17 protein-coding genes, 5 tRNA genes and 1 pseudogene are annotated in these 19,911 nt (G+C 42.8%); 18 read left to right on the top strand and 5 right to left on the bottom strand.

The window, feature by feature from the left end; all coding sequences use genetic code 11:
- Positions 1 to 11: 11 nt before the first annotated feature.
- The 5 genes from GPA07_RS18535 to murQ are packed head-to-tail and all read right to left on the bottom strand — an operon-like array spanning position 12 to position 6,484.
- Positions 12 to 1,931 carry a glycoside hydrolase family 3 protein gene (locus GPA07_RS18535; RefSeq protein ID WP_157293125.1) on the bottom strand — a complete coding sequence of 640 codons (1,920 nt, stop codon included), beginning with the start codon at positions 1,929 to 1,931 and terminating at the stop codon, positions 12 to 14.
- Positions 1,932 to 1,944: 13 nt separating this feature from the next.
- Positions 1,945 to 3,300 carry a penicillin binding protein PBP4B gene (gene pbp4b, locus GPA07_RS18530; protein WP_157293124.1) on the bottom strand — a complete coding sequence of 452 codons (1,356 nt, stop codon included), beginning with the start codon at positions 3,298 to 3,300 and terminating at the stop codon, positions 1,945 to 1,947.
- Between the two features lie 3 nt (positions 3,301 to 3,303).
- Positions 3,304 to 4,692 carry a PTS transporter subunit EIIC gene (locus tag GPA07_RS18525; RefSeq protein ID WP_071168214.1) on the bottom strand — a complete coding sequence of 463 codons (1,389 nt, stop codon included), beginning with the start codon at positions 4,690 to 4,692 and terminating at the stop codon, positions 3,304 to 3,306.
- Positions 4,689 to 5,558 carry a MurR/RpiR family transcriptional regulator gene (locus GPA07_RS18520; protein WP_008361389.1) on the bottom strand — a complete coding sequence of 290 codons (870 nt, stop codon included), beginning with the start codon at positions 5,556 to 5,558 and terminating at the stop codon, positions 4,689 to 4,691. The genes GPA07_RS18525 and GPA07_RS18520 overlap by 4 nt, the downstream gene beginning before the upstream one ends.
- A gap of 14 nt (positions 5,559 to 5,572) precedes the next feature.
- The gene (gene murQ, locus GPA07_RS18515; RefSeq protein ID WP_157293123.1) at positions 5,573 to 6,484 is read right to left on the bottom strand and encodes an N-acetylmuramic acid 6-phosphate etherase; all 912 of its coding nucleotides are present in this window, start codon (positions 6,482 to 6,484) and stop codon (positions 5,573 to 5,575) included.
- 220 nt (positions 6,485 to 6,704) lie between these two features.
- Between murQ and GPA07_RS18510 the strand changes: the two genes are divergently transcribed.
- The 18 genes and pseudogenes from GPA07_RS18510 (at position 6,705) to skfF (ending at position 19,898) form a co-directional block, all read left to right on the top strand.
- Positions 6,705 to 6,779, top strand: a tRNA-Glu gene (locus GPA07_RS18510).
- Between the two features lie 6 nt (positions 6,780 to 6,785).
- A tRNA-Val gene (locus GPA07_RS18505) sits at positions 6,786 to 6,861 on the top strand.
- Between the two features lie 3 nt (positions 6,862 to 6,864).
- A tRNA-Thr gene (locus GPA07_RS18500) sits at positions 6,865 to 6,937 on the top strand.
- Positions 6,938 to 6,965: 28 nt separating this feature from the next.
- Positions 6,966 to 7,050: transfer RNA gene (locus tag GPA07_RS18495), tRNA-Tyr, on the top strand.
- A gap of 4 nt (positions 7,051 to 7,054) precedes the next feature.
- Positions 7,055 to 7,126 (top strand) — tRNA-Gln (locus GPA07_RS18490).
- A gap of 142 nt (positions 7,127 to 7,268) precedes the next feature.
- On the top strand, positions 7,269 to 8,180 hold the full coding sequence (gene rocF, locus GPA07_RS18485; RefSeq protein WP_008360591.1) for an arginase: 912 nt from the start codon (positions 7,269 to 7,271) through the stop codon (positions 8,178 to 8,180).
- 183 nt (positions 8,181 to 8,363) lie between these two features.
- Entirely contained in the window at positions 8,364 to 8,927 is a 564-nt protein-coding gene (gene sigW / locus GPA07_RS18480) for an RNA polymerase sigma factor SigW (RefSeq protein WP_007498553.1), read from the top strand.
- A gap of 14 nt (positions 8,928 to 8,941) precedes the next feature.
- A complete protein-coding gene (rsiW, locus tag GPA07_RS18475; RefSeq protein WP_008360589.1) occupies positions 8,942 to 9,568 on the top strand; it encodes an anti-sigma-W factor RsiW in 627 nt (208 codons plus the stop codon).
- Positions 9,569 to 9,772: 204 nt separating this feature from the next.
- Positions 9,773 to 10,594, top strand: coding sequence for a diadenylate cyclase CdaA (cdaA, locus tag GPA07_RS18470; protein ID WP_008360587.1), 822 nt, complete (start codon positions 9,773 to 9,775; stop codon positions 10,592 to 10,594).
- Positions 10,587 to 11,993 carry a CdaR family protein gene (locus tag GPA07_RS18465; RefSeq protein ID WP_008360585.1) on the top strand — a complete coding sequence of 469 codons (1,407 nt, stop codon included), beginning with the start codon at positions 10,587 to 10,589 and terminating at the stop codon, positions 11,991 to 11,993. The genes cdaA and GPA07_RS18465 overlap by 8 nt, the downstream gene beginning before the upstream one ends.
- A 25-nt stretch (positions 11,994 to 12,018) precedes the next feature.
- On the top strand, positions 12,019 to 13,365 hold the full coding sequence (gene glmM / locus GPA07_RS18460; RefSeq protein ID WP_008360584.1) for a phosphoglucosamine mutase: 1,347 nt from the start codon (positions 12,019 to 12,021) through the stop codon (positions 13,363 to 13,365).
- Between the two features lie 575 nt (positions 13,366 to 13,940).
- Complete coding sequence (gene glmS, locus GPA07_RS18455; protein ID WP_008360582.1) at positions 13,941 to 15,743, top strand: glutamine--fructose-6-phosphate transaminase (isomerizing); 1,803 nt, start codon at positions 13,941 to 13,943, stop codon at positions 15,741 to 15,743.
- 62 nt (positions 15,744 to 15,805) lie between these two features.
- A complete protein-coding gene (locus GPA07_RS18450; RefSeq protein ID WP_008360580.1) occupies positions 15,806 to 16,150 on the top strand; it encodes a hypothetical protein in 345 nt (114 codons plus the stop codon).
- Positions 16,151 to 16,321: 171 nt separating this feature from the next.
- Positions 16,322 to 16,678 (top strand): DUF2200 domain-containing protein, encoded by a 357-nt coding sequence (locus GPA07_RS18445; RefSeq protein ID WP_008360577.1) that lies wholly within the window; start codon positions 16,322 to 16,324, stop codon positions 16,676 to 16,678.
- Positions 16,679 to 16,712: 34 nt separating this feature from the next.
- Positions 16,713 to 17,000: pseudogene (locus GPA07_RS18440) on the top strand (PadR family transcriptional regulator); the annotation flags it as partial.
- Positions 17,001 to 17,128: 128 nt separating this feature from the next.
- Positions 17,129 to 17,539 carry a RidA family protein gene (locus GPA07_RS18435; RefSeq protein ID WP_008360572.1) on the top strand — a complete coding sequence of 137 codons (411 nt, stop codon included), beginning with the start codon at positions 17,129 to 17,131 and terminating at the stop codon, positions 17,537 to 17,539.
- Between the two features lie 222 nt (positions 17,540 to 17,761).
- Positions 17,762 to 18,484 carry an ABC transporter ATP-binding protein gene (locus GPA07_RS18430; protein ID WP_071168210.1) on the top strand — a complete coding sequence of 241 codons (723 nt, stop codon included), beginning with the start codon at positions 17,762 to 17,764 and terminating at the stop codon, positions 18,482 to 18,484.
- Positions 18,477 to 19,898 (top strand): sporulation killing factor system integral membrane protein, encoded by a 1,422-nt coding sequence (gene skfF / locus GPA07_RS18425; RefSeq protein WP_157293122.1) that lies wholly within the window; start codon positions 18,477 to 18,479, stop codon positions 19,896 to 19,898. Before GPA07_RS18430 ends, skfF begins: the two co-directional genes overlap by 8 nt.
- Positions 19,899 to 19,911: the final 13 nt, after the last annotated feature.

The raw sequence follows: 19,911 nt of genomic DNA, 5'->3' as shown, positions 1-19,911 counted from the left end.
GAGAATCCCTCCTATTTGATCTGCTTCCCTTTTAAATTGAGTCCATAGCCAAATGGATAAAGGGTTTGATTAGGATGAGTGACTGATGGGATAGCAACTGGCAATTTCCCTTTAGGTGATGCCGCGCCAAAAATCACTTCTAGTCCAGCAGGAATATTCGGTTGATTGAATTGTCCGTTTGAGTAGCCTTTAAAACCGTAAACAGCCAGTAAGGCATCGGCTTCCTCGAAATTGGCAGCATCATATGGGTTTCTAAGACTCATGATGACCAGTTTTTTGTTTTGTGCTGCTGCTTCTTTCATGACAGCACGAGGGAAGGCAGTTGCCCATTTCTTCGGGTCCTGTACATTGTCATCAATCACGCCATCATTTACAGCTGGGTCATTTTGGACAACGTAAGAGCCAGTAATGACATAGTCAGCATCTTGAATCAGCTTGGCTGTTTCTTTCGAGAAGCTCTTATCTGCAAATGCGTACGATTGGATACGAACAGGCTTGATCTTTTTCTGTTTGATCAGAGTGTCAATTGTGACAGACATTGCTTTTGTTTGATCTTCATAGGGTGCCATGAGCACAATTTGATCGTTCTTTTTAGGTTTAAAGGGCAAGGTTTTGTGGTTGTTTTTAAGTAGAGTGATGCCTTCACGTGCCATTTTTTGTTCTGCTTTTCGGTGCGCCTTTTGACCAACGAGTTGAGTGGCTTTTTTGATTTTCTTTTCAAGGCTTACGGGTTTATTGGTGGATATGATGCCTCGTTTGATCTTTAATTCAAGGATTTTCTCAACAGATTGGTTGATCTGAGATATCGGAATTTCGTTTGTTAAAACGGCTTGTTTTAGAGCATTGAACACATTTTCTAAGTTTTTCGCTGTTTTTAAGGACGTGACAGGGGCTGGCATGAGGGCAATGTCGACGCCTGCTTTAATGGCCATCACCACGGCTTCTTCCTGTCCAAAGTTATCTGCGATCGCTTTCATGTTTAGAGCATCTGTCACAACAACTCCTTGAAAGCCCATTTCTTCTTTTAGTAGATGTGTGATCACTTTTTTAGATAAAGTAGCAGGAACCATGATGTTTTCACCATCTTTTTTACTTTGATAGGTCGTGTTATCAATGGCTGGAAATTGAACGTGAGCGGTCATGACCATATCAGCACCTGCGTTGATTGCTTGTTGAAACGGATACAGTTCAACCTTTTTCAAACGATCAAGGTCATGTTTGACGAGCGGAAGTCCGTAGTGACTATCGACAGCTGTATCACCATGGCCTGGGAAATGCTTTAGTGTGGAAATGGTCTTTTCTTTTTGAAGTCCTTTCATGGTTTGAAGACCAAGTCTAGTGACAAGTGCAGGGTCAGAGCTAAAGGAACGGACACCAATGACGGGGTTGTTTGGGTTATTATTCACATCAAGAACAGGAGAGAAGTTTGTATTGATGCCTAAGGCGTTTAATTCCTTACCGATGATTTTTCCTGTGTCGTATGCATTTTTCTTACTTCTAGAGGCACCAATCGACATATTTCCTGGGAAATGTGTTCCCTTTTGAAGTCTTGTGACGATTCCGCCTTCTTGATCAATTGAAATGAATAGAGGAATGTTTGGTGATGCTTTTTGAAATTCATGAGTGAGGTTGACGGTTTGTTTCGTATCAACGACATTCTCTGCAAATAAGATGACACCGCCTAGATGATATTTCTTAACAATATGAGACACTTCTGTATTCATTTTTGTTAACCCTGTAGGAGTGAATTCACCTTCTGCTTGCCAATTTCGAAAGTCTGGCATGAGCATTTGACCAATTTTTTCATCTAGTGACATGTCTTGAACCATTTGTTTGGCGGTTGGAAGAGGGGCAGAGCTCACCTTTTCCGTTGGAATGGAAGCGGTGAGTAGGGCCAAAACCAGTGCAGCGGGGAAGAGAGATTTTAACATCGAATTCCTCCTTTTACTTAAATGATTCGTAGATTGCCGTCATGATGCTTCCATAAGTTCCAGTTGGGAAAAGGTCACCTTCAAATTGATTTGGGTTGATTTCAGGTGAAACGACAGGTGAATGTTTCTTATTCGTCAGCAGGACGACACCTAGATTGTGTTTTGGATCAATCAATGTCATCGTTCCGGTCCAGCCTGTGTGTCCATAGGCTTCGTTACTTGCGTATTTTCCAAACATCCATTCCATGTCAGTATGGCCGTTTTTCCGCCAGCCTAGCCCGTAGGTTGGGTTCGTGTCTGAGGATGTCGTAAAGAGATCGATTGAAGTTTGGTCAAAGATGGTTGTTTTCCCATAGCCTCCTTTGTTGAGCATCAGCTGAAGAAGCACAGCCATATCAGAGGTGTTAGAGAAAAGTCCAGCATGACCAGATACACCAGCCATGGAGTAATATGCTTTCTCGTCGTGGACTTCACCCAGCAGGGTATATCGCCGAATGTTTTCAAAATCAATGACACCATCTCGTGTATTGCCTAGGCGCTCGGTAGCTGCAAAATGCTTCGGCTTGAATCCTTTTTTCAGCGGATTGAACATTGTATGTTTGAGACCGAGCGGCCGGTAGATCGTCGACTCTACATATTGATCAAGAGGCATGCCTGTTTTTTTCTCAATGATCATGCCTAACAGCATGTAATCAATGTCACTATAAATATGCTGGGTGCCTGGTGTGTATTGCAGCGGCACTTTAGGCAGCCATTTCATAGTTGTTTGTCTATCTTGGGAGAAAAAAGAGCCTGCTGCTTCTTTGCTATAAAATAAGACACTTGAAGGGAGTCCGGCAGAATGGGTGAGAAGATCCTTTACCCTGAGTTGATCTTTGCCGGTTACCTTTGCATCTGGTTCATCCTGAAAGTCTGGCAGGATGGATTGTATTTTTTCATTCACATCTAGTTTTTGTTCGTATACAAGCTTTTGCAGGGCATAGTTGGTGGCATACATTTTTGTATTGGATGCCAGATCGAACAATGTGTTCTTTTTCATTTTCTTATACGATTTGAGTTCAGTCATTCCTTCGTATTTCTGTCTGTAGCCATAGGCTTTTTGGTGGACGATTTTACCATCCTTGATGATGATGAGTGCGGCTCCTGGAAATCCTGCTTTGATATCTTTTTGAATCATTTGATCAACCTTCCTAAGCTGCCTGAAAGAAAAACCTGCTTGTTCCGGTCGTTTTGCTTTTTTTAAGACGGGATATTCTTCAGGTGCTGTTTTAGAGAAAGACGGTACAGGATGGGAGCTAGTTGCAAATGTTGGTACTGGTAACCCAAGGAGCATAAACAGACTTGTTATGCATAGAAACCATTTCTTCAAGAGCTAGACCTCCTTATTATTAGTTTCCTCGAATTCAACAGCCATATCATCATGAAAGCCGAATAAGTATGTGAAAATAAATCCAGCGACATATGCGATAAATAGTCCGATTAAGTAAAGAAGCATTTGATGCGTGTGAACGATAAAGGTTAATGGGAGACCTGATACCCCAATTGCTTTAGTGGCGATTTGGAAATAGGCTTGAAATGCTCCGCCGATTCCAGCACCGAGACATGCGGTAAGGAATGGTCTTCCCAGCGGGAGTGTGACACCGAAAATGAGTGGTTCTCCAATTCCAAGCATTCCTGAAGGAAGTCCGCCTGCAATGGCTCTTTTCAGTTTTTTCTTTTTTGTTTTCATATAAATGGCAAAGGCAGCGCCTACCTGTCCTGCACCTCCCATAGCGAGAATTGGCAGAAGCGGGTCATCTCCAATTGAATGGATGAGCTCCATATGAATAGGTGTTAGACCTTGGTGAAGTCCTGTCACAACAAGAGGAAGGAAGGTTGCACCAAGAACAAATCCGGCAAAAATACCGCCAATGTTTAATAGATAAGTAAGCCCTGAGGTGATGGTATCAGATATAAATCCGCCGACTGGCATGAAGACAACGTATGTGAAAATGCCTGTAATAAGAAGTGTGATGGTTGGTGTGACGATGATATCAAGTGATTGCGGGACGAAGCGTCTGATTCGGTTCTCAACAAGTGCCATAAAGATGGCGGCAAGAAGAACACCGATGAGTCCGCCTCTGCCTGGTAGAATATTTGTGCCAAATAACATAATATCTGCGGAGGCTGGGTTAATAATGAGGATACCTGCTAATGCACCTAATGCAGGAGAGCCTCCAAATTCTTTTGCGGCGTTTGTTCCGACTAATATACCGAGATAGGCAAACAAGCCTGATCCGATCACCGTTAGGATAATGGCTGCTTGGGATTTTCCATCGAGCCAGCCCGCTTGCACGATCGCTTTTGTAATACCCGTAATGAGACCTGATGCGACCAGTGCGGGAATGATGGGGATAAAAATGCTCGCAATTCGACGTAATAGCAGCTTGAATGGTGTGCGGTTCTTTTGTGAAATGGCTTGTTTGTTTTTTTGTGCTTCTTGGTTTAGATCATATGAATCCGAGGCGTTTAGCAGCTGTTCAAACGCACTTGATACATGATTGACAACACCAGTGCCTAAGATGATTTGAACGGTTTCCGCCTCGACGACGCCAATGACACCATCGAGTTCTTTGATCGCTGTGAGTTGAACTTTTTCATGATGAATCGGTGTAATTCGGAGACGTGTCATACAATGTGTATGGGAAGAGATGTTTTCAGAACCACCACAGAGTGAAAGAATGTCTTTCGCCAACTGCTGATATTTCTTTTGATGACTCATGTTGAATCCCCCTTTGATTTTCGTTTCATGGAGCGGATGGCATGCCTTGTCTTGTCAATATATTGTGCCGTTTGTTCATATTGACGGGAGGCTAAGCTTAGGAACAAGACATCGATTAAATAGAGCTGTGCCATTCTAGAGGAAGTGGCAGCACTGCGAAAAGGTGCTTCATTGGAACCGGACGTCGATAGGTGAACGTCACACAATGCAGAAACGCTTGTATGACCTGGATGCGTTAAGGCAATGGTTTTCACTTCATTTTCTTTGGCGAGTTGAAGGGCTTGAATGATGTCTAACGTTTCTCCTGAAAAGGATATGCCGAATACTATGTCATTCTTTCCTGCATTTGCGATGACTGTGGATGCAATGTGCATGTCAGTGAAGGCTGTGGCCGCATAATTGATTCTGAGAAATTTCTGCTGAGCATCAGCTGCAACGATGCCAGATGCACCAACACCGATAAAATGGATTTGGTTTGCATTCAGCAGCAGTTGAACGGCCTTTTCTAAAGCTTCTACATTTAAGATAGAGGCTGTGTCTTTGATCGATTGAATCGAGTTTCCTGCTGTCTTTTGAATAATGGATGGAAGTGGTTCATCTTGTTCGATATCCCGGTAGCCTTGTTTATCGGCGTGCATTAAGTCACCAGCGATTCGCATTTTTAAATCTTGGTAGCCATCCAGCCCGAGTGATTTACAAAGGCGGATGACGGCAGAGCTGCTTGCACCGGCAGCCTGACTGATTTCATGCACTGTGCCTTTAATGACTTTGTCAGGGTGGGCAAGGATATAGTCTGCAATGATTTTTTCAGATTGGGGAAGTTTTGATTTCATTGTGTGTAGTAGGGTGAGTCCGCCTGCTGACATGAGCTTTGCCTCCTTTAGGATTGATGACGTAAGATGGCTTTGTCGATATGGCCATCTGCTTTGTTGAGTAAGTCTTTTGCTGTCTTTTTATCTGTATTTGTTTGAAGCATGACAATGGCGGTTTTGACTTCTAAATCGGCTGCTTCAAGAGTTTTTACGGCTTGTTCATAGGAAGCGTTTGTCACATGTTGGATGATGGTGATGGCGCGTTCTTTTAGTTTGTGATTGCTTACTTTTACATCAACCATTAGGTTTTCATATACTTTGCCTTGTCTGATCATGACCGAGGTGGAAAGCATATTTAAAATCATTTTATGAGCGGATGCGGCTTTCATTCTTGTTGATCCAGTGATGACTTCTGGTCCGACGATGACTTCAATGGCACAGTCTGCCAGCTCACTAATCTCAGCTTGTTCATTGCAGCTGAGGGCGATTGTTTTTGCTCCAATGGATCTTGCATAGTTTAAAGCGCCGATGATATAAGGTGTTCTGCCGCTAGCAGCGATGCCGACAACAGTATCTTTTGATGTCAGGTGGATGTGTTCTAAATCCTGTTTGCCAGCTTCTTCACTGTCTTCCACATCTTCAGCAGCGTGTGAAAAAGCAGAGTCTCCGCCTGCCATGATGCCTATGATGACATCTGGTGAAACGCTATAGGTGGGTGGACATTCCACAGCATCCATGACACCAATTCTGCCGCTTGTTCCAGCGCCTAGATAAATGAGTCTGCCTCCATTCGAGATGGATTCATAGGCGAAGTCACTTGCTGTTTTTACATTGGGAAGGACTCGGTTGACTGCTTGGGCGACCTTCATATCTTCTTTATTGATCATTTGGAGCATTTCGAGTGGATTTGCTTGTGAAATTCCCATGGTGTTAGGGTTTCTTGATTCTGTTGTCAAAGAACGCAGTTGAGATGGCTGCATGTGACATACCTCCTTATTTCTTCATTTTCAGTATATTGAGTATGATATGAAATTTCAATATTATATTTAAATACTGAAATTATATTTCAGTCGAAACATTGTGCTGATAGGGGGTGAATAATTAGAAAATAAAAAAAATAAAAATCCCCTTTACAAACGGTGGGCAACCTGTATATAATAACTTTTGTCAGCTTCGCGGAAACAGTAAACTTGACAAAATGGCCCGTTGGTCAAGCGGTTAAGACACCGCCCTTTCACGGCGGTAACACGGGTTCGAATCCCGTACGGGTCACCATGATGTGGAGGATTAGCTCAGCTGGGAGAGCATCTGCCTTACAAGCAGAGGGTCGGCGGTTCGAGCCCGTCATCCTCCACCATATGCCGGTGTAGCTCAACTGGTAGAGCAACTGACTTGTAATCAGTAGGTTGGGGGTTCAAGTCCTCTTGCCGGCACTGTTTTTTCTTTATCAATTCCATATGTGGAGGGGTAGCGAAGTGGCTAAACGCGGCGGACTGTAAATCCGCTCCCTCCGGGTTCGGCGGTTCGAATCCGCCCCCCTCCACCATTTTTGGGCTATAGCCAAGCGGTAAGGCAACGGACTTTGACTCCGTCATGCGTTGGTTCGAATCCAGCTAGCCCAGTAAGACACCTTTTTGAAAAAGGTGTCTTTTTTTTTACGATGTTTTTAGAAAGAATGTATAACTATTCAAAATGTTGTTGAGTTGAGTCAGCAGGCATGAAGAAAGTAAAATATAAGCATGAACGGAAAGGGGATGTACATACATGGGAGAAAAAAAGAAGGTCACGATGATCGGGGTTCCAATGGATTTGGGTCAAATGAGAAGGGGCGTCGATATGGGACCGAGTGCGATTCGATGTGCTGGCGTAAAGGAAAAATTGGAATCGCTTTCATTCGAAGTGGAGGATCTTGGGGATATACCAGTCGAGCAAAGGGACGATGAGAAAGGTCTCTATACAAGTGAAAAGCTAAAAAACTTAACGGAGAATGCTGGTGCGAATCAGCTTCTTGCTGAAAAGGTCAGCAGTATTGTGCAGTCAGGTTCGTTTCCACTGATTTTAGGCGGGGATCACAGCATTGCGATAGGCACACTTGCCGGTGTAGCGAAGCATTATGAAAATTTGGGTGTCATTTGGTATGATGCGCACGGTGATTTAAATACAGAGGAAACCTCTCCTTCTGGAAATATTCATGGCATGCCGCTTGCAGTCAGTCTCGGCCTTGGGCATGCTGATTTAACGAATATTGGCGGTTATACGCCTAAAGTGAAGCCTGAGAATGTGATCTTAATTGGTGCTCGTTCCTTAGATGAAGGAGAGCGGGCATTGATTAGAGAAAAAGGGATTAAAGTGTATACGATGCATGAAATTGATCGTTTAGGGATGACAAGAGTGATGGAGGAAGCCATTGCATATTTAAAGGAAAGAACAGACGGTGTTCACCTGTCGCTTGATTTAGATGGGTTAGATCCAGTGGAATGTCCTGGTGTAGGAACGCCGGTTGCAGGCGGCATCAGTTACCGGGAGAGTCACCTTGCAATGGAGCTTTTAGAGGAAGCGGGTATTTTGACTTCAGCTGAATTTGTTGAGGTGAATCCGGTATTAGATGAGAAAAATAAAACAGCTGAAGTGGCTGTTGCGTTAATTGGTTCTTTAATGGGCGAAAAGCTGTTGTAGAGCGGGAATTGTTCCCGTTCTTTTTTGTTTTGGGGAAATTTAAGGATATGTTAAGGTTTTTACCGGCTGATAAGCGCAACACGCTGTCAAAAATTTGTTACACTATTTTTTAGAGGAGAATGAAACCTTTTGGAAAGAGGTTCGTATACATAAAGACCGGTGAAGGCAGAGGTTGAATATACTATGGAAACAATGATTAAAAAGAGAATTAAGCAAGTGAAAAAAGGCGACCAGAACGCATTTGCAGACATCGTAGACCTGTATAAGGACAAAATTTATCAGCTGTGCTATCGTATGCTTGGGAATGCACATGAAGCAGAGGATATTGCGCAGGAGGCATTTATTCGTGCCTATGTGAATATTGAGAGCTTTGATGTGAATCGTAAATTTTCCACGTGGCTGTACCGCATTGCAACCAACCTGACCATCGACCGTATTCGTAAAAAAAAGCCGGATTATTATTTAGATGCAGAGGTGGCAGGAACAGAAGGACTGAATATGTATTCTCAAATTGCTGCTGATGGCATTTTGCCAGAGGATGAGGTGGTGTCGCTTGAATTATCGAGCACCATTCAGCAAAAAATTCTAAGATTACCCGATAAATATCGTTCGGTCATTGTATTAAAGTATATTGATGAACTCTCGTTAAAAGAAATTAGTGAGATTCTGAATATACCAGTTGGTACGGTGAAAACGAGAATACACAGGGGTAGAGAGGCTCTCCGGAAACAGTTGAGAGACCTTTGAGTGAGGTGGTTTTGATGAGCTGTCAGGAAAGAATCGTCCTGCTTATGCATCAGTATTTAGACGGGGACATTGAGCCCGAAGATGAAAAAGAATTAAAGAGCCATCTGCAATCGTGTGAGGAATGCCGTACTCATTTTCAACAAATTGAGAAATCCATCGCGCTCGTGCAGAGTACATCTCATATAGAAGCACCATCTGATTTCACTGCAAAGGTGATGGCAGGTCTCCCAAAAGAGAAAAAGCGTGTGTCGGTTCAAAGATGGATCAAAGCTCACCCGCTGATGGTAGCCGCTGCCCTCTTTGTCATATTGATGGGAGGCAGTCTGTTTACAAGCTGGAATACGGATCATAATTTCAGTGTGTCAAAGCAGCCGAATCTCGTAGTTGAAAATGATACAGTGATTGTACCTAAAGGGGAAACCGTCAAAGGTGATGTCACTGTCAAAAATGGCAAGCTGATTGTAGAAGGCAAGGTTGATGGTAACGTAACAGTCGTCAATGGGGAACAGCTGACTGCTTCTGCCGGACAAGTCACTGGTCAAATCAATGAAATTAATGAAGTGTTTGATTGGGTCTGGTACAAAATGAAATCCACAGCACAAGACGTGATGCGGGTCATTGGACCAGAGGAGCAAAAGTAAATCAAACGGCTTGAGAGCAGTCTCTAAGGGGACTGCTCTTTTTCTATACATGAACCAAGCTTGGAGGCAGCCATATATGGCAACTATTTTCCTTGCTGAAACAAAATGTGATATAATAGCCACGCTATGTATTACACATAGGCTCTTTTTTTATAAAAAAATGAATCAAACGAAGAATAACTGAAAATTCTGGAGGACGAGGAAATGGCTTTAGGGGATATTCCTTTTTTGCAGTACCTCGGTAATGCTGTTGATATTCTCGTTGTTTGGTATGTGATATATAAATTAATGATGGTCATCCGCGGAACAAAAGCGGTTCAGCTTTTAAAGGGAATTGTCGTCATTGTTCTCGTCAGGATGGGAAGTGCGTATCTCGGTCTTAACACACTTCAGTGGCTGATGGATCAAGCGATTACGTGGGGGTTCCTTGCGATCATTATTATTTTTCAGCCAGAGCTAAGGAGAGCGCTTGAGCAGCTTGGGCGCGGCCGTTTCTTTTCAAGAAGCGGGACACCTGTAGAGGAACAGCAGCAGAAAACGATCGAGGCAATTACAAAAGCAATTAACTATATGGCAAAACGAAGAATAGGAGCGCTGCTGACAATTGAGCGTGATACTGGGATGAATGATTACATAGAGACCGGAATTCCTTTGAATGCAAAGGTGAGTTCTGAGCTGCTGATTAATATTTTCATTCCGAATACACCGCTTCATGACGGCGCTGTGATTATGAAGCGTGATGAGATTGCAGCTGCGGCTTGTTATTTACCGCTGTCAGAAAGTCCTTTTATTTCAAAGGAGCTCGGCACACGTCACCGAGCGGCAGTTGGTATTAGTGAAGTGACAGACAGCTTAACCGTCATCGTCTCCGAGGAGACAGGCGGTATAAGTGTCGCAAGAAATGGTGATCTCCATCGAGAATTGACAGAAGAAGCGCTTGAAGAAATGCTGGTTGCTGAATTTAGTAAGAACAGCAAAGATGCTTCCTCGACCAAATGGTATTGGAGGGGCAAGAAAAATGGATAAGATTTTGAATAATCGCTGGGCCGTTAAGTTTCTTGCATTGGTCTTCGCTTTATTGCTGTATGGTGCAGTCAATTCAGCGCAAGCGCCCACGCCGAAAAAAATCGGTGAATCCTTTTTCCCAACATCGACAACAGATGAAGCAACCTTAACGGACATTCCTGTTAAAGCGTATTATGATGACGAGAAGTATGTCGTCACTGGTGTGCCGCAGACAGTCAATGTCACAATTAAAGGTTCAACAAGTGCTGTGAAAACAGCAAGACAAACAAAGAACTTTGAAATTTACGCAGATATGCAAAAGCTGACGACAGGTACACATAAAGTGGAGCTGAAGGCGAGAGATGTATCAAAAGGGATCACATTAACGATTAATCCGTCTGTGACAACTGTGACGATACAAGAAAAAACGACAGCTGAATTCCCTGTTGAAACAGAATTTTATAATCAAAATAAAATCAAAGACGGCTATTCACCAGAGCAGCCTATTGTGAATCCGAAAAAGGTCACTGTCACTGGCTCAAAAGACGTGATCGACAAAATTTCTGTCATAAAGGCATTTGTGAACTTAGAGGGTGTCGATCAGCAAATCGAGAAAGAAGCGAAGTTGACTGTTTATGATAGTAGCGGAAATGAACTGCCGGTCGAAGTAAGTCCGTCTGTGGTAGATATTACGGTCCCGATTACGAGTCCGAGCAAGAAAGTCCCGTTTAAGATTGAGCGGACGGGCAGCTTACCGGATGGAATCAGTATTTCAAGCATTGAGACAAGCCCAAGTGAGGTCACGGTTTACGGTTCTCAAAAGGTACTGGATGCACTTGATTTTATTGATGGCGTTAAGCTGGACCTAAGCAAAATCAAAGATGATACGGAGATTGATGCCAACATCCCACTGCCAGATGGTGTGAAAAAGGTATCACCTGAAACCGTTAAGATCAAAGTGAAGGTTGCAACAGCTAAAGAAAAAAAGATTGATAATGTCCCGATTTCTGTCGTGGGCCTGAGCAAGGATCTCAGCTCTGAATTTGTGAGTCCGTCTTCTGGGCGTCTCACGTTAACAGCAAAAGGGTCAAAGAGTGCAATTGATAAACTAAAGGCTTCAGATATTGAAGCCTATATCAATGTGGGGGACTTAAACGAAGGGACACATGAGGTCAAAGTACAAGTGAATGGCCCTCAAAATGTGACGTGGACATTATCTAGATCGAAGGTCAAAGTGAAACTGACTTCTACTGATACAGAAGATCAGCCGGCTTCTACGAATGATCGGAAAGATCAATCATCCGATGATGATCAGGAAGAGAAGAGTCAAAAGGAATCAACACAAGATAAAGCAAAAAAAGAATCGAGTCAAAGACAGCGGGTCAAAGAAGATAACAAAGAGGACGCAGCGTCCTCTTGAATGGTAAAAAAGGAGCGATTGAGACATGGGCAAGTACTTTGGAACTGATGGTGTAAGGGGTGTGGCTAATAGCGAATTAACGCCAGAGCTCGCATTTAAAATTGGGAGATTTGGCGGCTATGTGCTCACGAAGGATAAAGAACGTCCAAAGGTACTCGTTGGACGAGACACGCGTGTATCTGGTCATATGTTAGAAGGAGCACTCGTAGCCGGCTTACTTTCAATTGGGGCTGAAGTCATGCGTTTAGGTGTGATCTCAACACCTGGTGTGTCTTATTTAACGAAGGCAATGGATGCAGAAGCAGGTGTCATGATTTCAGCTTCTCACAACCCAGTTCAAGACAACGGAATTAAATTTTTCGGCGGTGACGGCTTTAAGCTGTCAGATGAACAGGAAAATGAAATTGAGCAGCTAATGGATCAGCCAGTCGATCAATTACCACGTCCAGTTGGAGCCGATCTTGGAACGGTGAATGACTACTTTGAAGGCGGTCAGAAATACTTGCAATTCTTGAAGCAGACAGCGGATGAGGATTTCACAGGCATTCACGTAGCGCTTGACTGTGCACACGGTGCAACATCTTCTCTTGCGACACATTTATTTGCGGATTTAGATGCAGATGTGTCAACAATGGGGACATCACCGAATGGATTGAATATCAACGATGGCGTAGGTTCTACTCACCCAGAGGCTCTTTCTGCTTTTGTGAAAGAAAAAGGAGCGGATATTGGTCTTGCGTTTGATGGTGATGGTGACCGCTTAATTGCAGTCGATGAAAAAGGTGATATTGTAGACGGCGATCAAATTATGTACATATGTGCACGTTATCTAAAGGGTGAAGGCCGATTGAAGGATGACACGGTCGTGTCAACGGTCATGAGTAACCTTGGTTTCTATAAAGCGCTTGAGAAGCAAGGCATTAAGAGCATTCAAACCGCTGTTGGTGACCGCTATGTGGTCGAGGCGATGAAAAAGGATGGCTATAATGTCGGAGGCGAGCAATCAGGCCATTTGATTTTCCTTGATTATAATACGACAGGTGATGGCATGCTTTCTGCGATCATGCTGGTGAATACACTAAAAGCAACAGGAAAAACATTATCAGAGCTTGCGGCTGAAATGGAAAAGTTCCCGCAGCTTCTAGTGAATGTGAAGGTATCTGATAAGTATAAAGTGGAAGAAAATGAGAAAGTGAAAGCTGTGATTCAAGAGGTTGAAAAAGAGATGAACGGTGACGGCCGCATCCTTGTTCGTCCATCAGGAACAGAGCCGCTTGTACGTGTCATGGCAGAGGCGAAGACAAAAGAGCTGTGTGATGAATACGTGGCTCGCATTACGGCTGTTGTCAAAGAAGAAATGGGTATTGAGTAATAGGTTGAAGCAAATCGCAAAGCTGCGGTTTGCTTTTTTTTGAATAAACGTCATAAGAGGAGGGCTCTTTACGAATGATATAAGCGAGGGCAACTTGCTGCTTGCTTTCATACATAAGAGAGCACATCAAAGGTAGAACGTGACAAGCCTCATCGCATATAGTGTATGGAGGTCTCACCTTCTAAAATGAAGGGGATCACCTGCTACATTGTGATTGACGGAGGTCAGACCTTATAGTACAATCATCCTTGTGTTACTGGATTTTTATTCTAGCAGGAAAGGCAGGGTAGATGTTCAGCCACTCTTATAATTATAGCGCCCGAACTAAGCGATCGAACGACAGATGCTTAGTTGACGAGGATGGAGGTTATCGAATTTTCGGCGGATGCCTCCCGGCTGTTCAAAAATAGAGATCACAGCCGTAAGTGTTTCTTTAAAGCAAAGAGGTGACTCTTTGTACAAAGGGAATACACATGATCTCCCAAAATAAACATGTAGAGAGGGACGAAGAAATGTCCCTTCTATTTTAGTAGGCTTTCTTTGTTCCTTTCACATGATCGGGAGGAAGAATATTTATGTGTGGAATCGTAGGTTATATTGGTCAGAATGATGCGAAGGAAATCTTATTAAAAGGTTTAGAGAAGCTTGAGTACCGCGGGTATGACTCAGCAGGTATCGCTGTAGCGAACGAAGAAGGCGTGCATGTGTTCAAAGAAAAAGGACGTATCGCTGAGCTTCGTGAAGTCGTTGATGCAAACGTGGCATCTTCAGCAGGAATCGGACATACACGCTGGGCAACACACGGTGTACCAAGCCATCTAAATGCGCATCCGCATCAAAGTGCTTCTGGCCGTTTTACGCTTGTTCATAACGGTGTCATCGAGAACTATGTACAATTGACACGCGAATATTTACAAGACGTCACACTAAAAAGCGACACAGATACAGAGGTTGTTGTTCAAGTTATCGAACAATTTGTGAATAGAGGTCTTGATACAGAGGAAGCTTTCCGTCAAACGCTTCTTCAACTAAAAGGCTCATACGCAATTGCCCTTTTCGATAACGAAAACAAAGAAACAATCTATGTGGCGAAAAACAAAAGCCCGTTATTGGTTGGTTTCGGCGAAGATTTCAACGTTGTGGCTTCTGACGCAATGGCGATGCTTCAAGTAACAAACGAATATGCGGAATTAATGGATAAAGAAATGGTCATTGTCACAAAAGACGAGGTGATCATCAAAAACCTTGATGGTGATATTATGACACGTCCTTCTTATATCGCTGAGCTGGATGCAAGCGACATTGAGAAAGGCACATATCCTCACTACATGTTAAAAGAAACGGATGAACAGCCGCTTGTCATGCGCAAAATCATCCAAGAATATCAAGACGAAAACGGCAAACTGTCAGTCGCTGGCGATATCGCAAGCGCAGTAGCAGAAGCAGACCGCATCTATATTGTGGCTTGCGGAACGAGCTACCATGCAGGACTTGTTGGTAAACAATATATTGAAGACTGGGCAAAAGTACCTGTAGAAGTTCATGTAGCAAGTGAATTCTCTTACAACATGCCGCTTCTATCGAAAAAACCGTTGTTCATCTTCCTTTCTCAATCTGGGGAGACTGCGGACAGCCGTGCTGTACTTGTTCAAGTCAAAGAACTTGGTCATAAAGCATTAACGATCACAAACGTACCAGGATCTACGCTTTCTCGTGAAGCAGACTTCACATTGCTTCTTCATGCAGGACCAGAAATCGCAGTGGCTTCAACAAAAGCTTACACAGCACAAATCGCTGTTCTTGCGATCCTTGCATCCGTTGCAGCTGAATTAAATGGTCAATCTCTTGACTTTGATCTTGTGAAAGAGCTTGGGATTGTAGCAAACGCAATGGAAGCCCTAGTCGATCAAAAGGATGAAATGGAACAAATCGCTCGTGACTTCTTCACAGTGACACGTAACGCATTCTTTATCGGAAGAGGACTTGATTACTATGTGTGCCTTGAAGGTTCACTCAAACTAAAAGAGATCTCTTACATCCAAGCAGAAGGCTTTGCTGGTGGAGAACTGAAACACGGCACCATTGCTTTAATTGAAGAAGGCACACCGGTCATTGCCCTTGCCACGCAAGAGCACGTGAACCTCAGCATTCGCGGTAACGTCAAAGAAGTCGTTGCACGTGGGGCAAACCCATGTGTCATCTCACTAAAAGGCCTAGAAGACGAAGGCGACCGTTTCGTCCTTCCAGCTGTACACCCAGCACTTGCACCACTTGCATCTGTTGTCCCATTGCAGCTGATCGCATACTACGCAGCCCTTCACCGTGGGTGTGATGTGGATAAACCACGTAACCTTGCGAAGAGTGTGACGGTGGAGTAGGATTTAAATAAAATCGGATTTTTGATACCCCTTTAGATATCATTGTCTAAAGGGGTATTTTTGTGTTAAAAGAACTAGAAACTGATAGATTTGATAGTAAGCTGATTTTTGATTTAAGGGTACATTATTTCAAGCTTTCTTTACAAAATATTGATCGTTTTCAAGGGGGAGATGTCATTTTTATTCGATACTTAAAAAAGGAAAAATGGGGAATTGCTTTTTTCTTAATTGTTTATATCGCATTGTTTATTAGTTCTTATTTGTTGATTGGCGGTCCTGCAACGATTGAAGGACCAATTTGTGTATTCCTTGGATTTTGTATCGTTCAATTTCTTAAATATAGAGCTTTCAAAAAAGAGGAGAGAAATAAAAGGCGAAATATCAAAAGTTTATATCATCGTTTATAAGTTGTATTGATAATTATAATTTCACATTGAATATAATGTGCTATGTTCATTAAAGATAGAATGCCGAACTGGATTGAAAATAAAGGGAATAAGGCATTCTATCCATGAGAGAGTCTCACCTTGCTGAAGCAATACAAGGTCATTATTTTACCAAGAAAGAGAGAATGACACATGATCAAACCTAAAATTTACACAATGAGCTTTGCAAAAGTCTATCCTCTCTATGTCGCAAAGGCAGAGAGAAAGGAACGAACGAAGGCTGAAGTTGATAGGATTATTTGTTGGTTAACGGGGTACAGTCCAGAAGAGTTAGAGCAACAGTTGGACAAACAGATAGACGTTGAAACCTTTTTTGCTGAGGCTCCAGAGCTGCATCCTTCACGTAACTTAATTAAAGGAGTCATCTGTGGTGTTCGGGTAGAGGACATTGAGGAAGAAACGATGAAAAACATTCGGTATCTAGATAAGCTGATTGATGAGTTAGCGAAAGGAAAGACGATGGAAAAGATTTTGCTAGGTTCATCATAAGCATCACAAGCAATCCAAATGAACGCATCTTCACTTGGAATCATGGCTATTGGAGCCTGTTCCGTATCATGCTGCAAAGGATGATTTTCATTTTAAATGTGGCTGTGCACGGAAAATCAGATTGCATCAGGAAAAAGAAATGCTTCAGCAGCAGAAAGCCGTCATCATGAAAGATGTGATGGAACTCACGAAGCTGAAAACGGAATGTCTCGTTCAAGGCGATGAGAACAGGTACTTATTGATTTCTGGCACGCTGCTCCATTTAGAAGCGGATTTGAATTGGATTCATCAAATTGAGCATCGGAGCGGTGCATCATTTTAAAGTGGTCTTTCTGTTGAAGAAAGGCCTTTTTTATTTCGCTTCGATCGGAGCATAAACAGATAGGGTGGGCAGAAAGTTTGGTATGATAAGTGTAAATTGATTGTATTTTCAGAAAAGGGGTTTGATTAATGAAAATATCACGTAATCCTGAGACCATTCATGCGCCAGTTGCACCGTACATCCATCAAATAGAAACAACAGGGCCGCAGCGGTGGTTAACTTTATCAGGGCAAGTGGGGATGGAAGTCGATGGAACCATCCCAGCGAACCCAATGGAGCAGCTCAAACTAGCGTTAGAGAATGTAAAACGCAATGTAGAAGCGGCAGAAATGAAAGTGGAAGATATAACGAAGCTTGTTTTTTATATAGTAGGTGATTTTGATGCAGAGAGCAGAAAACGAATCATTGGTCAGTTTTTAGGGGATCATCTGCCTTGTATGACGATGGTTTATGTGGTGGCTTTGGCTTCTCCTGCTTTAAAGGTAGAGGTGGATGCGTGGGCATGTCGGGATATGGACTCGGTTGATGATTCGGTTTAATGGAATGTTTATTAAATAGATAAAAGGTTGGGGATGAATGATGCCCAATCTTTTTTTGTTTTGTTATCTTTTAAGTTTAATATATTACCTCAATCCTCTTACCTTGTTATTCTCTATATGGTAATATCAGGGTAAATGATGAGTGGGTCTAATTACATTTACATTCCATCGTAAAAACACCATAGATTAGCATACATCACTCTAATAAAAGGGAGAGATTTGATGCCATTCATGGAGGTTCAGAATGTAAGCAAACGATATAGCAATGGTGACGGGATAGAGGGTCTTTCATTTTCCATTGAAGCAGGGGAGGTTGTGGCGCTGCTTGGGCCTAATGGTGCTGGGAAGACGACAACCATTCGATGTTTAACGGGTCTCTATCAACCTGATCAAGGGGAGATTCTCATAGAGGGTTTTCCTCCTGGTCATTCCTATGTCCAAAAACAAGTAGCTCTTATTCCTGATCAGCCATATTTGTATCCAGAATTAACGGTTGCTGAACATATTCAATTCCGTGCAAGGGGCTATCATAAAGGTTTAAAACAGATCAAAGAAAAGGTATATGAAGCGTTGAAAGAAGTACATATGGAAATGAAGATGAACGAACTGTGCGGAAGGCTTTCAAGAGGCCAAAAACAGCGTGTTGTCTTAGCAGGGGCCATTGTGCAAGATGCCTCCCTTTTTATTTTAGATGAACCGACTGTAGGGTTAGATATCCCTTCAAAACAATGGCTGTCAGATTGGCTGATACAAAAGAGCCGTCAAGGTGGTTCGGTCTTTGTGTCCACTCATAGTCTGGAGTTTGTTCTTGATACGGCTAGCAGGGTGATATTGATTCGAGACGGTGCCATCATGAAAAGTATCGCTGTTCCTAAGCGGCAGGAAGAACAGATGAAGTGGCGGGAAGAAGTCATTCAACTTCTAGGGGAGTGGTCTAGTGAATAACACGCTCTCCCTTTTATGGATGAAATCCCAAAGACGCTTAATCAGTAAACATCAAGAAAAGAAAATGCCCTTTCTGATCTTGCTGCTTATGATTGCTGCCATTGGTTTTCAGCTGAGCGCAGTCTCAAGTATAGGCGATTGGAATGCAAGTACCGCTGGATGGATCATTGTCGTTTTATTTGTTCTTTATACTGGCTTTGGCTTGTTCTCGAATCGGCTGCCTAGTCAGATGAACGATATCATGTGGTTGTATGGAAATGGTGCTTCCTTATGGACGGTTGTAATGAGTGTATGGGTATATCACATTCTTTGGCGATGTGCTTTTCTCATTGTTTCTGCTGTGATGGCTGATATTCTTCTTCTTTGTTTGACGCAGCAGTACTTTTTTCTACTTGGCAAATCACTCCTGTTGACAGGACTGTTATGTATGGTCGAAACATGGATGATTGCGGTATCTTGTGCAAGAACCATTCAAGTATATAAGCGGGTGCTCTTCATTGGTTTTATACTGATGTTTGGCTGTCTTGCATTACTCATTCTGAATCAATTGATATTGAAACAGTCGTATCTTATGGAGATATCTGCTTCTTTTATGTTTCAAGTCGGGCGCAGGATAGAGGAGTTTTCATTCCTTTCTGTATGGCTCTTGCTTGGAGTGATGATTCTATCTTTCATGATGATGTACAGGTCGACTCATCGTATAGAGATGATGGAGTCGTTAGTCAAAGAGGCAGCATTTTGGGAGGAATTTGAGGGGAAAGAGGTTCATTCACATCCAATAAGCCCAAAGAAAAGCAAGACTTGGTGGGGACTTCCTTCATTAACGGGCATCTGGGCTTTCCTTTGGCTAGAATTATTGATGATCAAAAAGTATATTACCTTCCATCTGTTATCTACCATGCTGTTGATAGGTACTTACTATGTCGTCATGTCTTATTTTTCAGATTGGTTGAATCTATTCTTTCTGGTCATTGGTGCATCTGTCCTGCTCAGTTCATATTACGCTGGGATTGTAAGACACGGGCAAACGGGAGTACTGTATCTTTTTCCGGGTGCTTTATATCAAAAGATTCTTCTATTGGAAGTGTTTCAAACCTTTTGGTTGTATGGTGTCTACTTGATTTCTCTTATCTTGTTAGAGATTCATGATGTATTGTATTGGGCCATTTATGGGGTAGGGGTTTATATTTGGTTTTTGACCATACGGCTCTTTGCCTTTACGCAGCCTTTGAGACGAGAAGCGAGTCTTTCTTTGGGCATCTATTATCGATCATTGCTCATCGGATCTGTCATAAGTGCTGTGGTCATCGTTGGTATTCATTTGTTCACTGATGGATGGTTTACAGCGATGACATGTTTATTTGCAGGATTTGTATGCTATGTCATTTGTTATCGATGCCGTGGGACTCATTAAAAAGAGGAGTTGA

Source organism: Bacillus sp. ms-22 (assembly GCF_009759805.1).
Lineage (GTDB): Bacteria > Bacillota > Bacilli > Bacillales > Bacillaceae > Bacillus > Bacillus xiamenensis.
This window is presented reverse-complemented; position numbering and strand designations above follow the sequence as displayed.